Consider the following 15,063-nt stretch of genomic DNA (forward strand, 5'->3'; position numbering starts at 1 on the left):
CCCGGTCGCCGTATCCGCGGGCACACTCAGACCGACGATCGCGGCCACGACCAGGGACACCACTCCGACCATCGCGGCGTACTCGGCCCCGCTCTGCCCTCTGTCTCCAAGCCCACCGAGCCGTCGACGATTCGGCTCCTTGTTGTGCTCATGCCATAACTGAGACCTGTCGGAGCCTTTCATCTGTTCTCCTCGCCGACGTCACCACCCGTTCCCCCAAGTGGCAGCAGCCTAAGGATGGGCCTGGGCCCAAACGCAGGGCCCACGGGCCCAGTCGAGGGCCCAGCCGCCGACGGGCGCGGCCGACCTGGTCAGGCCGGGTGTGTCGGCGACCCGGCGGCGGAGGCCGTCACCGCGTGGACGCCGTCCTGCTCGATCCGGATCAGCGGAGTCTTCCGGACCTTGCCGGACTTCGCGACCCTGCTGGTCGGAATGGCTCAGATCGCGGTCCGGCCGCCGTCCACGGGGACTGTGGCACCGGTGACATAGCTGGCCTTCGGCGAGGCCAGGAAGGCGACCACCTCGGCGATCTCGGCGGGCTCGGCGGCGCGCTTCATCGCCGTGGTCGCGCCCAGCGCGTCGAAGAGTTCACGTGCTTCGGGCCGGGTGTAGACCGGTCCGGGGGCCACGGTGTTGAAGCGGACACCGCGGGCGCTGTACTCGGCCGTCCAGCTCTGGGTCAGCGAAGCCAGCGCGGCCTTGGTCGCGCCGTAGGCCGCACCGGTGGCGAGGCCGAGGCTGCCGGCCATGCTGCCGATGTTGATCACGCTGCCGGATCCCCTCGCGGCCATCGCCGGAGCGAAGGCGGCCACCAGGAAGAAGGGTGCGCGGACGTTGCCGTCGAACATGGCGTCGTAGTCGGCCGGCTTCAGCTCCTCGGTCGGTGCCCAGAACGACACGCCGGCGTTGTTGACCAGTACGTCGATCTCGCCCACCTCGGCTGCCCCGTGGCTGCGCGTTCGTCAGCGCCAGCTCCGACGCTCCGCCCGGAGGCGTGGTCGACCAGGCCGCCCAGGACTACCGCGCGTGGCTGCACGACCTCTTCCATGACCTGGCCCGGCAGGCCGGCGCCACCGACGCCAAATCACTCGCCCAGCAGCTGGTCCTGCTCTACGACGGCGCCGGCATCAGCGCCTGGATGGACCGCGACCCCGGCGCCGAAAACGCGGCACGCACCCTGGCGGCCGTCGTGGTGAACGCCGCGATCCCGGATTGAGCCGTACTCCGGTCGGCCCGACGGCGGCGACGGCCGTGGCGGTTGCCGTACTCATGTGGCGGACGGGGTGTCGTCATCCAGGTCGCCGCGGTGGGCGGCGACGGCGAAGGCCACCATGGAGGCCAGGAGGAGCAGCGCCAGCGGCCCCCAGATCGCCGGGATCGCCCACATCGGCCAGTCGTTGGCCGCTTGCGCCCAGAGCGTCAGGATGGCTGCGGCACCCATGCCGACACCGTGCCACCGCACCACAGCCGCCGCTTTCGCGTGACGCCGGTTGCCCGGTGCGAAGAGCGGCCACAGGCTCCCGACGAGAGCGGACAGGCCGAAGGAGACGCAGGCGAGTGCGCCGCCGAGGCGCTCCTCGGGCCGCCCCAGGGGCCCTCCGGATGTCTGCTGCCGCCGTCCCCCGGCGTCCCGTATCTCGACGACCCGCCCGTGCCAGATCAGGCCGACGACGCTGTCGCCCGGCCTCATCTCCGACAGCACCGGATCAGTTCGCGGGAACGTCACTTCCCATGGCTCACCGGATGGCAGCAACAACTCCGCTTCCGGCGACTCGCTCTTTTCGCCTCGGTTCATATCGGCCCTGCGAACGGTGAATTCCTGTTCCCACAGGCACCCGGATGCCTTCACCGGGACGGATGCGCACGCTGGCGCGGCACGGAACTCCCGCTCCCGCTCCAGCGCTTCGCGGATCTGCGAGGCCGTCGCCACGCCCAGGACGAGGGCCACGACTGCGCTCAGCAGCCATGCCGCGGTCCGTATCGCCCTGTGCGTCGCCGATCTCATATGTCCCCCGCCTTTCCCGTGAGCCCCCGTACGCGAATGGGAACACACCGGCCGACGGCCGCCCATACCCGCTACCGGCAGCGCTCGGCCCACCGGACTTGCCGGGCCAAGGAAACGACGACTGTGCCCCGTGACTGTGGAAGGGCAAGGGCCCCCGGCCGGCGGTGACGCCGTCCGGGGGCCCTTCCTACTGGCGGGAGTTCAGCTGATGTCAGCCGATGTCAGTCGGTGCTGATGTCAGTCGGTGTCCGACGAGGGGATGTACGCGCCGGGAACGTCGTTGGGCGCGTGGATCTTGTCATCGCCCGGGTAGGGCTTGGACCAGTTGTGCGTCTCGTACCAGGTGAGGCGGTCCATCTGCGCGGGAGGCGCGTAGTCGGGCACGGCATTGGGCCCGGTCAGCCGCTGGTGCGACTTCCAGTCGTTCCACTCCTTCGCGAGCGCCGTCATGCTCGCCGGGACCTTCGCCGCCGGTACGGCCGCGGCCTGGGGGTTCTGCGGGGCCGGGGTGTCCACGCCACACGAAGGCGTGGTCTTCACGCCGTCGGTCAGCGGGATGCGGTTGGGCAGCGCGGTGAACGGGGTGAGGTCGGGCTTCTTGGTGAACGCCGAGGCCATCGGGGTGGCCGCGCTGTCCTTCTGGTTCATCGGGCGGATCCCGAGGATCTGCTCGATGGTCCGGATCATGGTGATCTGGGAGTAGTAGTGGCTGTCGACGACGCCGTGCTGGGCGTAGGGGCTGATGATCTGGACCGGCGCGCGGTGGCCGTCGACGTGGTCGAGGCCGGCCTGGGAGTCGTCCTCGGTGATGAAGATCGCCGAGTCCTTCCAGTACTTGCTGTGCGAGATCTCGTCGACGATCCGGCCGACCGCGAGGTCGTTGTCCGCGACCTGGGCGGCCGGGCTGACCGGGCCGCCGGTGTGGTCGCTGGAGAGCCAGAACATGTTCAGGTTCGCCGGCCCGTTCTTCTTGAAGTCCTGCTTCCAGATCTCGGACCGGTAGACGTCCGGGACGCTGGTGTCGTACTTCGGGAAGGCGGGCACCGACACGTCGTTGAGCGACGGTATCGGCGAGGACGAGGTGAGCTTGTAAGCGGACTGCTTGCCGGACGCCTTCATGTCCTTGGCGTCGCAGTACAGGTTCTGCCAGCTCGCGTCGGCCGGCTTGGACAGGAACTGGTGGAACTCACCGAAGTTGCGCACCGACTTGCCGGCGGCCTGCGCGCCGGTCCAGATGAAGCCGGACTTCTGGTGGCCGAGCGCGTCGTCCTCGGTGTCGTAGCTGCGCAGGTACTCACCGGCCGAGGACTCGGTGTACTCGGGGTTGTCGGCCTGCATCAGCCAGTTGTGGCCCTCGGCGGAGTTCGTACCGACGTCGTAGGTGTTGTCGTACAGGCCGAACTGCTTGGCCAGCGCGTGCTGGTTCGGTGTGACGTTCTCGCCGAACTGGGCCAGCGACGCGTCGCCGTCGCCCTGGGGGATGTCGCCGAAGACCTGGTCGTAGGTCCGGTTCTCCTTGACGATCAGGAACACGTGCTTGATCGTCGAAGGGTCACCGATCTTCACCGGCACCGGTACCGGCTTGGCCTTGCTCTTGCCGTTGGCGAGCTGGACGGACTTGTTGGTCCAGCCGTTCTGCTTGAAGACCTTCTTCGTCTGGGACTTGATGGTCTTGTCGTCCGGGAGCGTGAAGCGCGTCAGGCTGGAGGTGGTGTCGTGGGTGCCACGTCCGGCGGCGGTGGTGGGACGGCGGGCGTCGATACCGCGCGTGTTGGAGACAACGATGTCCTTGCCGACGGTCGCGATCTCCGCGGGGAAGTAGTCGGTCGGCAGCAGGCCCACGTAACTGACCGGCTCCTGCGCGCCCTTGTACTTGTAGACGGCGACCGCGTTGGCACGGCCGAGCGTCACCAGCAGGTGATTGTCGCTGGTGAGCGTCACCGCGTTGGGCTCGTACCCGACCGAGGCCTCGGGCCACGGCTGGGTGGAGATGGTCTGGACGACCTTGTCCTTCGCGGTGTCGATGACCGAGACGGTGTTGTCGGCGGTGTTGGTGACGAACACCGTCTTCTTCTTGGCGTACACCGCGGTCGGGTGCAGACCCACAGTGATGCTCTTGGCCGCGGCGGACGGGTTGGCCAGGTCGATGACGCTGACCGTGCCGGTGGTGGTGGCACCCGTCACCGGGCTGGCCGGCACCTGCGTGCCGTAGGAGTTGATCGTGTCCTCACCGGGAGCCGCCGGACGCCCGCCCTCGTTGCTGATGTAGAGCTTGTTGCCGACCTGGACCATGCCGCGTGGGGCGTTGCCCGTGTTCCAGCTCTGTTCGATGGCGCCGGTCGCCGCGTTGATGGCGACCACCCGGTTCTGCCCGTTGACCGCGGAGTAGACCGTGGAGCCGTCGGCGGAGAACACCGCCGCGGACGCCAAGGAGCGCTTGGAGCCCTGCGCGGGGATGGAGACGGTGGTCGGGTTGGACAGACTGCCGTCCGGGTTCACCGTGAACTTGGTGTAGCCGTCGGCCCGGCCCAGCCACAGCTGCTTGCCGTCGGGCGAGTAGGTCGGGCCTTCCTGGCCCACGTCACCACCGCTGATCTTCAGGTCGGCCCCGGCGCCGCTGCCGATGACCTGCTGAAGCCTGTAGTTCTTCAGGTCGATGATGTTCAGCACCATCCCGCCGTCGGTGACGGTGGCGGCCATGTGCTTGCCGTCGGGGCTGATGGTGGACGACATGATCTTGCCGTCGTTGATGACCAGACGCTTGCCGTAGGGGGCGAGGTACTGGTCGCTGGAGATCAGCAGTCCGTCGGCGGTGGTCTGGCCGACCTTCACCGTCCCGAAGGAGTCGGTCGCGGCGAAAGCGGTACCGGCGGCCGCGACGGCCAGAGCGGTGACCCCAGCGGTCATGAGCGGGACCCGGCGCCCGATGCGTCTGTTGCCGAGATAGACGGAGTCGTCCTTCTCCGTCTGGACGCGGCGGCGTGCTACCTGCATCAAATTATCCCTTCGAGGTGGAAAGCAGTTCGACGTTGCTGTCGAACTGCCACAGCGGGTTCGGTGTGTCCCCGTAAGGGGTCCGCACCAGGAAGTAGCCATTGACTTCCTTCGGTCCGTCGCCGTCGGCGACGAACCGCCCGTCCGTGGTGAGGTCGAGCTGATAGACGGCTTGCCCGGTGGCCTCGCTGTCGGGCAGGTGCCACGACACGACGCAGCGCCAGTCGTTGCCCGCGCCCTCGGCGTCGTGGTCGACGTTGCCCTTGGTGCACGCGGCGCTGGACTTCAGCTGCGCCTCGGTGACGGCGGGACGGTGGAGCTCCTCGGCCTGCATCCGGTAGAGATGCGCGAACGCCGTGGCCAGCGAGTGCTCCACCTTGGCCTGCTGGATGCCCGAGCCCGAGTAGGTCGCGGTCGTCACCGCGGGAAGGACCGCGATCGTCACCGCGAGCAGCCCGGCCAGCGGCAGGACTCCGGCGGTGAGCGCGCGGCGCGTCAAGCCGTCATCGGTCAGATTGGTGAAGTCGCGCCGCAGGAAGAGCAGATAGGCCAGCGACGTGGCGATCACGGCCCACACCAGGCTCACCACGATGCCGATCAGGAGCGGGCCGAGCTGCGCAGGGCTGGTGAACAGACCGTTCCACGCGATGAAGGCGTAGCCGGGCAGGGCCAGGCGCACGACCGCCGGCAGCGGCAGCATCTGGGCCAGTTGCATCGCGAGCGCGACGAGCGCGGGCAGCAGCAGTCCCATCGGGGAGCGGCCCAGCGTGACGGACCCGAGAAGTCCGATCCCGGCGAGGGCCAGTGTCGGGGCGAGCACACAGGCCCAGGCGAGCAGCACGGTGCCCGCGGCGCTGCCGGGCGTCATGAGGTGATCGTCGAGGCCGACCAGCGGATGGTTGCCCACCGCCGCGAGCCCGCCGACAGTGCTGGAAGCAACCAGGCCGACGACCAGCAGCAGGAGGACGGTCAGGCTGGCCAGTACCTTCGCCGCGAAAATCCGCTGAGGCGACCGCACGGTTACGAGCAGGTGGCGCCAGGTGCCGAGGCGGTCCTCGGCGGCGAAGACGTCGCCCGCGACCACCGACGTCAGCAGCGGAAGGGCCCAGGTGCCCGCGAAACCGAGCGTCACCAGCGGGCCCGCCCAGCCCGTGGCCTGCATCCAGCGGCCGAAGAGAGTGTCGACGGGCAGCGAGGTCTGCTGGCTCACCGCGACGACGAACAGCGCCGGTGCGATCCAGCAGGCGAGGACCAGCAGGCGGATCCGCCATTGCGAGACCAGCTTGACCAGTTCGAAGCGGTAGGCGCGAAACACCGGGATGCGGCGGGCACCGCCATTCGGGTGATCCGCCAGGGCCGCAGGCGCGGTCGCAGTCATCGGGAGTCCTCCTGCTGCTCGGTGAGGGCGAGGAACGCGGCCTCCAGCGGTGATACGACGGGTGCGAGCTCGCGCAACGCGACGCCCGCCTTGACAAGTCGCACCACCAGTTCGTCCACGGCCGGCACCAGCGCCCGTACGACGAGCGCTTCGGCGTCGTACCGCACCTGAGCGTTGTCGACGACCAGGATCCCGGCGGTCCCGACAGCGACGCTGCGGGCGGCCTGGGCATCGGAGGTGATCAGCCGATAGTCGAGTTCACGGTTCTCGGCCGCCAGCTTGCTCAGCGGGCCGGAGAAGACAACCTGCCCGGTGGCGAGGATGGTGACCTCCGAGCACAGTTCCTCAAGGTCGTCCATGCGGTGGCTGGAGAGCACGACACTCACTCCCTCCGCCGCGAGCCGGGTGAGCACACGGTGCACGTGTCTCTTGCCGGCGGGGTCCAGACCGTTGGACGGCTCGTCGAGCACGAGCAGGCGGGGCCTGGTGAGCAGGGCGGCCGCGAGACCGAGCCGCTGACGCATGCCGAGCGAGAAACCGCGGGTCTTGTCGTCGGCGACAGCGGTGAGCCCGACCTGATCGAGGGCGTCGTCGACCCCCGCCGCGCGTGCCTCGTAACCGCGAAGGGCGGCCAGCGCGGCCAGGTTCTGCCTGGCGGTGAGCGACGGGTACAGACCTGGTCCGTCCACGAAACCGGCGACACCGTCAGGAGCGGCGAGCGCCCGCCCGACGGGCGTACCCAGGATCTCCAGCCGGCCCGCGTCGGCGACGGCCAGGCCCAGCAGAAGGCCGAGCAACGTTGTCTTCCCGGCACCGTTCGGGCCCACCAGGCCGTGAATCTGACCTGCCGTCACATCCAGATCGACGCCGTCAAGTGCGACGACATCGTCAAACGTCTTGGTGATCCCACGAGCCCGGATCGCGTTGAGTGTCTCCATGAGTCCCTTCCTTCACGGCCCTCACGGACGCTAGGTGGGCAGCGGAGCATTCAGACGGAAACCGAGTTGAACAGACGAAGAACGATTAACTGCCATTCCGGCGCGGGATGGTGGTGACAGCGTCGCCCCGCAATTCGATGCGCAGGTGTATCGCCGCCCTGCTGGACCCTGCCGCGTGGTTCGTGGAAAGTGGTGAGCGCGGACTACGCCTACACTCTCTGCCTGCCGACGCATGACGATCATCCGCCCGCCGCCCGCTGCCTGACCCGAGAGCGTTGTGCCGAAGTTCACCGTGGCGCATCACCTCATCCTCCAGCGACTCCGACGTACCGATTGAGCCATGCCCGAACTCACCTGTCCCCGCTGCCGGCACCAGGGGCAACAGCACCGCTGGTGGGCACACCGCCACGACGGCGTCATATGCCCGCGTTGCCATCTCACCGAACGGATCACAGAGGTCCTCGACGACGGTACGGGCCAGGTCTCCCCTGCCCTGCTGCCCCTGCACGAGGCCATCCGCACCCAGCCCCGTCCGGACGCCGGGCTGGTCTGGCTCGTCGGCAACCGGCATATCGCGCCCCTGCTGGCCGACCTGGCCACCGGCCGGTTGCCCCTCAGCCATGAATCCCTCAACGGCCATCCCTCCCCGCAGTCCGCGGCACACCTGCGCGACCTGCTCGTCCAGCACAAGATCCTTGAGCAGTGCGACCGCTACCTGGTCCAGTTCGAAGCCTGGCTCTCCCGGACCCTCGCCTCCATCGAGCCGGCCGAAGACCGGCAACTCATCAGCCGGTTCGCCACCGGACACAGCCTGCGCCTGCGGGAACGCGCCACTCGGGAGCCCCTCACGCCGGGTCTGGTCGACCGTCCGCAGCACGAGATCAACTCCGCGAAGGCCTTCCTGGCCTGGCTGCGCGACCACGACGCCACCCCGGCCACATGCGCCCAGGCCCACATCGACACCTGGATCGCCACGGGCAGTACGAGCCGCCAGGGCACCCGGGCCTTCATCACATGGGGCGCCGGGGACAGAGCGTTCCCCCATCACCTCAGCGTCCCGTACAACCTTCAGGTCACCCGCCGACGGAAACCCGCACGCGGCACGTTCAACCACGAACAACGCCTGCGACTCCTGCGCGACCTGCTCGATCCCGCGACCGACTACATTCTCCGCGACCGCGCGGCCTTCATCATCCTGATCCTGTTCGCTCAGCCCCTGGCTCACATCACCGCGCTCAGCATTGACGACTTGGCCCTGGACAACCACGAAGTCCGTATCAGCGTCGACCGACCGCACGAGCCGCGCCTGGTGCCCGATCCTTTCGCGCCAGTCCTGCGCGATCACGCCCTCAACCGGGGTCCGCGCAACATCGAGGCCAACCGCAGCAGTCCCTGGCTCTTCCCGGGCAACCGCCCCGGCCAGCACATCCATGCCAAGCACCTGAAGAACCACCTGAGCCGCTACGGCATCGAGGTCACCAGAACCCACCTTGCCGTCCTCCGGACTCTGGCCCAGGAAATGCCACCCGCCGCCACGGCGTTGAGCCTCGCGAGCGACTCGCGATGAACCTGGTTCGCCACCCGTTCAATCCCCGGGGCAACGTTCCGGATCGACCCGACAGGAAGCACAGACCGTACTCACCGGACTTGATGGAGGGGTAGAAGCCCCGCCCATCCAGATCGGGGTCTGCCAGCGTCATCCGGCTGGCGACTACTACACCCCGAACGTCAACGGCCGTGTTTTGTGTGACAGATACGGCACCTCCTGCTGTCCCATTGGGGCTGCGGCGCTGCTCCGGATGACGTGGTCGCTGGCGCGTATCGCGGCTGTCATCTCGTTGTGCAGATTGGCGGGGAAGGCGCCGGCGCCGAGTGCGCAGGCTTGGAGTAGGGCGTGGCAGTCCTGCGTTTCTTGGTCGGTCGCGAGGGCGGTGAAAGAGGGGTGCGCGAGGATTTCCCGGGCGGCGTACCCGTCGGTCGTTTCCGTTGCTCGGCGGTGGAGGCCCGCAACGACCAGACGTGCGGCTGGGTCCTCCGTTGAGGTGATCGTGTCCAGCACCGTGAGGCCGAGCCGGGTGTTGAAGACGGTCATGCCCGGTTCGTCCGCGCGGTCGAGGTAGGTGGCTACCAGGTCCTGCAGGTGATCGTGGAGCGGTCGGTCGACGGCCCGGTGAGTCAGTACGGTCAGGCAGCTTGTGACGGCGTCCTCCCACGGCTCCCCGGGCTCTGTGCCGGCCAGGAGGTCCTCGGCGGCGTGAGCGTCACCGGTGGTGAGAGCGGCGAGGACGGCGACTTGGCGGCCGTCGAGCATCCGCTGTCCGACGCCGCGGTGTTCCTTGATGTGGGCGAGCGCTGCGTCCCAGCGGCCGGCAGTTGTCAGGGTTCGCGTTCCGTCGGCGATGAGGACCCGCCACAGCCAGGCGCGGATTTCGTGCCGGTCCTCCGGGGCGGCGGTGAGACCGGCCGGGACGTGGATGTCCTCGACGTCGGTGCCGGTGCCGGTGCCGGTGGTGACGGCGTCGTACAGGGCGAGGAGATGACGGCGGCCGTCGTCGGCGCGCCCGGCTCGGATCTGGAGGCGTGCGAGGTTGACGACGGGTTCGAGGGCGCGGATGGCCGCCGCAGCGTTCAGGGGGGTGGCGTTCAGGTAGGCGGTGGCGTGCTGGTGGCAGATTGCGCGGGCGATCGACGGGACGCCGACGTCGGAGGCGATCAGGGCTGCCTGGTTGTAGACCGTGGAGGCCGCGCTCGCGTTGCCTTGTTGCACTGCGGTGTTGGCGAGTTCTGTCAGCGCCTGCACGCGCTGGGGTAGGGGGAGGCAGGCGGGGCGGGGGCGTGCGACGAGTGGGAAGCGCTGGGCTACGGAGTCAGGGAGTTTCCACATGGTCTGCGGCTCTCCTCTCGGCGGTGGGGTCGGGGCCGAAAATGACGGTCTTCGCGGCGGCCGTGAGCGTGGCTTGTGTGGCGTAGGGCAGGCCGATTCGGTTCCAGGCGAAGATCACGTGGTGGGCCAGGACGTCCCGCAGGCCACGGTGGAGTTGCCCAGAGGCTGTGAGGTCGGCCAGTTCCCTTCCGGCGGTGGCGTAAGCGCGGGCCCAACCGGTGGCGCGGGCAAGCGGTCCGCCTGGGCGCATCGCGTACTGCGGGTCCACGGAGAGCAGGCGGCGTACGGCGGTGTGCAACTGGTCGCGGGCATCCGGCTTGGCACTGGAAGGTAGGGGGCGGTGGGCGGCGACACGGGCCCAGACGTCGCCCTGTTCGTACCAGTCCAGTCCTGCGGAGCGCATCATGAGGCTGCACAGCACGAGGGATGTCTCGCGGCGGTGGTGGCCGGCTCCGCTCTGGAGGAAGTCGATGATGCTGCGGCTGTCGTGGTGGAAGAGGCAGTGCGCGGATGCCATGGCTTCGGCGCCGCCGAAGGCGTGGACCTCGGGTTCGTAGATGATCTCCGTCCACCCTTGGATGTATCCCTCGGTCATCAGCATGTGGAGGCCCTGGCCGATGCCGCTTTGTCCGTCGGTGGTGGGCTGGTAGCGCACGCGCCAGCAGGGTTGCTTGCGGACGATGAACCACGCGGTGAGGGCGCCTTCGTCCTCTGCGGCGCGTAGGAGCGGGGCGAGCTTGGCCAAGGCTGTGATCTCGGCGCGTTCCCAGTTCCGGAACGCGACGTTCACCTGGCGCCAGGTGGGTGGGTTCATGATGCGGCCTCCAGAGTTCACGCCAGGGCGAGGAAGGTGTCCCAGTGCGGTGCGGGCGCGTGGCCCGTGCCGACGGTGTGCAGGGCGAGGGCCGCCCCGGCGGCTCCGTCGAGGAGTTCGGGTTCGTGGTCGTTTCGGTCGAGCGCGGCAATGAGACGGTTGGTCAGGCGCGGCAGCTCGGCGGTGATGTCGGGGTTGTTTGTCTCGGTGGCCATCCGCCATGCGGCGTGCAGTAGTCCGGCCAGGCCGTGGCACAGCCCGATTTCGGGGACCTTGGCCAGTTGCAGCGGGTCGCGCAGACTCGCGAGGAGCGCGTTCTCGGCGGCCTGTACGCGCGCCGGGTCGCCAAGAGCGAGCCCGGCCAATTGCTGGGCGCGGGCGGTGCCGCTGATTCCGTAGCACCAGGAGGGGCGGGGGCGAAGGTCGGAGTGGACGTGGTTGTCGGTTGCCTGCCGCATCGAGATATAGCCCGGCCACCAGGGGGTGGTCTCGTCGCCTTGGCGCCAGTGGTCGGTCCAGGCGCAGATCCGTTCGACGGCGTCGGCCATGCCGGGCACGGGCAGACCATTGAGCAGGGCCTTGGACAGCACGGACAGGGTGGAGCCGATGCCGTGTGCGAGCCCGAAGTTTCCGTGACCGCCCGGGTAGTCGGCGTGGGGTGTGCCGGTGGGCGCGACGTTCATCCACCAGGGCGGCAGCCCGGCAGGGGCGGGCAGGGGCTCGGTCAGGCGTACCAGGTAGGCCAGGACATCACGCGTGATCTCGTGGTGGGGTTGGCGGCTCAGGTGGTAGGCGCCCAGCCCGGAGAGGCCCTGGATGAGGTCGAATTCCTCCATCGGGGGCCGCTCGGCGCGGGTGATGCGCTGGTGGGCTGCGGCCAGGCGTTTCCGGGTGACGGTGATGGTCGCCGTGTCCAGGCGTTCGAGGGCGCGGAGGTACCGGCTCGATGCGCTGGCCGCGCCGTACGTGATGAACGCGAGGGCCGGGGCGCCGAAGTAAAGGTTCGCGTTGGCCGCCGCGCTGATGTCGCCGTGCAGGGCTGTGGCCAGCCAGGTGCGTGCGGTGTCCCAGTCGCCGTGACCGGTTCGGGCGCGCTCGATGTGCAGCAGGGCGATGCCCGAGGCTCCTCCTGCGAGCGACTGCGGCCAGGCCCGGCCACCGTCGGGCCGGCCGCCGGGCCACACGGTGTGCGGGTCGGCCAGTGCGTGGGCCAGTTGGTCGGCGGCGGACAGTGCGGTGGAGGCGGGGGCTGTCGTGGTCACGGTGTCCTCCTTGCTCGTGCCGTCCAGCTCAGGGCGGCGGCTCTGGCCAGGTGCAGGTGTGTGCGTTCCTCGGGCAGGTCCGGCCCGTGCACCCGGACCTGGTGGAGGTGGAGCAGGTCCGGTAGCAGATCGCTGGGGTGTATGTCGGCGTCCGTGAGCGCGCGGCGGTACGCGGTCAGTGCCTCGTACCGCGCGGACCAGGCCGCAATGACGCGCTCGCCCAGGCCCGCAGGGTGGTTGACCACCAAGTCGACGGCTTGGCGATAGACGGCGCGGGGCGGAGCGGCTGGGGAGGTACGAGTGTGTTCGATGAACCACTGCATCGCCGCGGCCCTGTCACCGATCAGACCGGTGGCGATTTCGACCATGCTCGCGGCCGTCATCGCGCGGGCGTCCGCTCCCATCTCGTCCTGGACGGTGAGTTGAGCCAGCGCGGCGGTGGAGTCGGCGGCGAAGTACCGCTCGGCCGCGTCGATGGCTGTGGGGCCGCCGAAGCGCGCCGTTTCCGGGAGGTGGGTCTCCACGCTTGTGTGGGTGATCAGGCCGTGGCGCCGGAGCCGTCGGGTCCACTCGCCGATGTGCTCGAAGACGCTGCCGAGGGCTCCGGGTGCGCAGGTCAGGCGAACGCGAAGGTGGTCGTCAGGGTCTCGGTAGCGGACGAACCACCATTGTGGGGCGCCCAGTTCGTCCAGCAGGGTCGGCAGGTGCCGGATCAGGAGAGAGTTCTGCCGGTCCCGGTGGCCGTGGAGCTGGAGGTAGATGCGGTTGTCGCAACCGGGCAAATGACCGTGCTCGCGGTTGACGGCGTGGCCGGAAGTCTGGACGGGCGCGATGTTCTGGTCCGTGGCCAGGGGGATGACGATTTCGTGTGCTCGGCCGCCGGTCCATCCCAGGTCCTCGGGTTGGGGAGCGGGGCGCAGCGTCACCTTGCCGTCGCGGTCCACGTGGGTCCGCAGCAGGGCCCGGTGGGAAGGTTCCGTCAGGTCCAGGGCGATGGACTGGTCGGCCTCGCTCAGGTACACCCGCTCGGGCAGGTGTACGTCGTGGCGCCATCGGGTCAGGGCTTCGTCCCATTGCGGCCACGGTGCCGGTGCGGCGGGGAGGTCTTCGCTGGTGAGGAGCCAGCGGGCTGGGGACAGGATTGTCCGTCCGTAGCGGAGCGCGGGCAGAAACGGCAGGTTGGAGGCGGCGGTGCCCCACATGAATCCGGTGCAGGGAACGGCCAGTGCGACGGGCGCCTCGGTCAGGAACCGGGCCAGCGGATGGGAGTGGTGGCCCAGGTCCACGGCGTTGAGCAGCAGCGTGTGTACTGGGCGGTGGCGGGAGAGCGAGACCAGGTGCAGGCGTTCGGCATCGGCGGTGACCGCCAGGTCCGTGACGGGGACGAGGCTGGTGTCCGGGCCTTGGTAGTCGCCGAGCGAGATCACCAGCTCGGTCGCCTGCGGGGCGCGTGCGACGTTCTCGGCGCGTACGGATAGCGGAGTGGAGCTGATCTGGGCGACGAGCGAACCTTGATGCACCCCGGGCAGTCCGGCGTACGCCTCGGTCATACGGCGGCGGTCCTCGTCGTCCAGCAGGCCCAGGAAGCGACCGGTGGTTGCTCCGGCTGAGCGAGCCACCCCCACGACGTGCAGGGTGAACTCACCCTGTTGAAGGGCGGCAACGCTCGTGGCGTCGATGCGGACGGTCAGCTCCGTGCTCGGCTGGACGGGGTGGCCCGGATCTGTGGTCGCCAGATCCTCGATCGCGGCATCGTCGAGCTGAACTTTGAGGCGGCGCTGCACCCCGGCGGCATGGGCGAGTTTGATGAGGTGGCCGTCACGGTCGGGCAGCGGGGAGGGCGCCGGTGTGGTGGTAGCCCCGAGGTAGCCGGGCGGATATCCGAGCGCGTCGATGGCGTCCAGGACGGGGACGATCGCCCGCGGCCCGTACCGCTCCAGGAAGCGGCCGTGCCACTCGGCCCAGCCGGTCAGCGCCGCCCGAGGAGCGAGGCGGGTCAGTGCCTTGGCTGCCGCTGCCGCCTCATGGGCGACCGTTGTGGGTACGGTCAGATCCCAGTCCACCCGCAGGTCGAACGCGGGCCGGGGGGTCTCACGTATCTCTGCCACCTCGGCGGGAGCGAGATGCTGTGCGTGTTCGAGGAGGGCGGCGAGCGGGTCGGTTACGGTCATCGCCGGGCGGAGACTGGTGAGAAGGACTCGTTGCTTGACCAAGCCTGCGATGAGCTTGTCAATCGCGGCGGGCGGAGCGCTCGGGAAGCTGATGGAGAGCTTCGCGGCGAGGTCGTTCCACAGGATCGGGGTCCGGGCGCCGTCCAGTGCTTCACGGACCGGCGCGGTCGCGCGAACGTGCACGTGCTCCGGTCCTCCGTCGGCGGTTCCGCTCGGGCGGTGCTCGATCACGACGTGCCCGTCGCGTTCGACGGCGAGGGAGGAAGCGAGCAGCATCAAGTGGGGCCGCAGCGCCGGATGCTGCTCGAAGCGGTCGACGAGAACCGTGCTGCGTGCCCCGTCGGGTCTGGCGACGATGTGGTGTCCGGTGCCCACGTGCAGCGCGGGCGCGGTGCCGATTCGCGCCGCTGCGGCCCCGGCGAACAGACCGAACGGGGTGGCGCGTGTGCGAGCCCGAAGCAGGTAGCGCAGAACGGCGAGCACCGTACGCCGTACGGTGGTGGCCAGCAGCAGTCGGCCGGCGCAGATCTGTTCCACCCGGCTCGTGAGGTCGGGACTGGCGGCCGTGACGGCGGCTGCGAAATCCGGCGCTTGCCAGGTCTGTTGCAGCCACGCCC

The 15,063-nt window shown here is 69.2% G+C and carries 12 protein-coding genes and 1 pseudogene; 2 read left to right on the forward strand and 11 right to left on the reverse strand.

The annotated features are described in order from the left end of the window. The 3 genes and pseudogenes from GA0115259_RS41140 to GA0115259_RS09800 form a co-directional block, all read right to left on the reverse strand. A pseudogene (locus GA0115259_RS41140) lies at positions 1–183 on the reverse strand (hypothetical protein); the annotation flags it as partial. Positions 184–311: 128 nt separating this feature from the next. Next, the gene (locus GA0115259_RS09795; protein ID WP_093593901.1) at positions 312–434 is read right to left on the reverse strand and encodes a nitroreductase/quinone reductase family protein; all 123 of its coding nucleotides are present in this window, start codon (positions 432–434) and stop codon (positions 312–314) included. Positions 435–437: 3 nt separating this feature from the next. Continuing rightward, positions 438–935, reverse strand: a complete 498-nt coding sequence (locus GA0115259_RS09800; protein ID WP_093593873.1) for an SDR family NAD(P)-dependent oxidoreductase — start codon at positions 933–935, stop codon at positions 438–440. A gap of 59 nt (positions 936–994) precedes the next feature. On the opposite strand from GA0115259_RS09800, the gene GA0115259_RS40145 reads away from it, so the two are divergent. Next, positions 995–1,216: a hypothetical protein gene (locus tag GA0115259_RS40145; RefSeq protein WP_093593876.1), complete on the forward strand. Its 222-nt coding sequence runs from the start codon at positions 995–997 to the stop codon at positions 1,214–1,216. Between the two features lie 51 nt (positions 1,217–1,267). Here GA0115259_RS40145 and GA0115259_RS09810 read toward each other — a convergent pair whose 3' ends face one another. From GA0115259_RS09810 to GA0115259_RS09825, 4 genes are all read right to left on the reverse strand, one after another. Then, the gene (locus GA0115259_RS09810) at positions 1,268–1,948 is read right to left on the reverse strand and encodes a hypothetical protein (RefSeq protein ID WP_256097963.1); all 681 of its coding nucleotides are present in this window, start codon (positions 1,946–1,948) and stop codon (positions 1,268–1,270) included. A gap of 294 nt (positions 1,949–2,242) precedes the next feature. Next, complete coding sequence (locus GA0115259_RS09815; RefSeq protein ID WP_093593882.1) at positions 2,243–4,999, reverse strand: alkaline phosphatase family protein; 2,757 nt, start codon at positions 4,997–4,999, stop codon at positions 2,243–2,245. Between the two features lie 4 nt (positions 5,000–5,003). Beyond that, the gene (locus GA0115259_RS09820; protein WP_093593885.1) at positions 5,004–6,377 is read right to left on the reverse strand and encodes an ABC transporter permease; all 1,374 of its coding nucleotides are present in this window, start codon (positions 6,375–6,377) and stop codon (positions 5,004–5,006) included. Continuing rightward, a complete protein-coding gene (locus GA0115259_RS09825; RefSeq protein ID WP_093593888.1) occupies positions 6,374–7,315 on the reverse strand; it encodes an ABC transporter ATP-binding protein in 942 nt (313 codons plus the stop codon). The genes GA0115259_RS09820 and GA0115259_RS09825 overlap by 4 nt, the downstream gene beginning before the upstream one ends. Before the next feature lie 340 nt (positions 7,316–7,655). Between GA0115259_RS09825 and GA0115259_RS09830 the strand changes: the two genes are divergently transcribed. Next, positions 7,656–8,882: a hypothetical protein gene (locus GA0115259_RS09830; RefSeq protein ID WP_093593891.1), complete on the forward strand. Its 1,227-nt coding sequence runs from the start codon at positions 7,656–7,658 to the stop codon at positions 8,880–8,882. A gap of 147 nt (positions 8,883–9,029) precedes the next feature. Here the strand turns inward: GA0115259_RS09830 and GA0115259_RS09835 are convergent, their stop codons facing one another. From GA0115259_RS09835 to GA0115259_RS09850, 4 genes are all read right to left on the reverse strand, one after another. Further along, on the reverse strand, positions 9,030–10,199 hold the full coding sequence (locus GA0115259_RS09835; protein WP_237539891.1) for a hypothetical protein: 1,170 nt from the start codon (positions 10,197–10,199) through the stop codon (positions 9,030–9,032). Then, the gene (locus GA0115259_RS09840) at positions 10,183–11,013 is read right to left on the reverse strand and encodes a thiopeptide-type bacteriocin biosynthesis protein (protein WP_093593894.1); all 831 of its coding nucleotides are present in this window, start codon (positions 11,011–11,013) and stop codon (positions 10,183–10,185) included. The genes GA0115259_RS09835 and GA0115259_RS09840 overlap by 17 nt, the downstream gene beginning before the upstream one ends. Before the next feature lie 17 nt (positions 11,014–11,030). Then, on the reverse strand, positions 11,031–12,275 hold the full coding sequence (locus tag GA0115259_RS09845; protein WP_093593898.1) for a lanthionine synthetase C family protein: 1,245 nt from the start codon (positions 12,273–12,275) through the stop codon (positions 11,031–11,033). Next, the coding region (locus tag GA0115259_RS09850; protein ID WP_093593904.1) for a lantibiotic dehydratase at positions 12,272–15,063 on the reverse strand (2,792 nt) is incomplete at its 5' end. The genes GA0115259_RS09850 and GA0115259_RS09845, both read right to left, overlap by 4 nt.

The sequence above is a fragment of the Streptomyces sp. MnatMP-M17 genome (assembly GCF_900091995.1).
Lineage (GTDB): Bacteria > Actinomycetota > Actinomycetes > Streptomycetales > Streptomycetaceae > Streptomyces.

Excerpts from the sequence above, each read along its gene's own strand:
- GA0115259_RS09820 (WP_093593885.1), bottom strand. The coding sequence starts at position 6,377 with ATGACTGCGACCGCGCCTGCGGCCCTGGCGGATCACCCGAATGGCGGT.
- GA0115259_RS09815 (WP_093593882.1), bottom strand. The coding sequence starts at position 4,999 with ATGCAGGTAGCACGCCGCCGCGTCCAGACGGAGAAGGACGACTCCGTC.
- GA0115259_RS09840 (WP_093593894.1), bottom strand. The coding sequence starts at position 11,013 with ATGAACCCACCCACCTGGCGCCAGGTGAACGTCGCGTTCCGGAACTGG.
- GA0115259_RS09825 (WP_093593888.1), bottom strand. The coding sequence starts at position 7,315 with ATGGAGACACTCAACGCGATCCGGGCTCGTGGGATCACCAAGACGTTT.
- GA0115259_RS09835 (WP_237539891.1), bottom strand. The coding sequence starts at position 10,199 with ATGTGGAAACTCCCTGACTCCGTAGCCCAGCGCTTCCCACTCGTCGCA.
- GA0115259_RS09830 (WP_093593891.1), top strand. The coding sequence starts at position 7,656 with ATGCCCGAACTCACCTGTCCCCGCTGCCGGCACCAGGGGCAACAGCAC.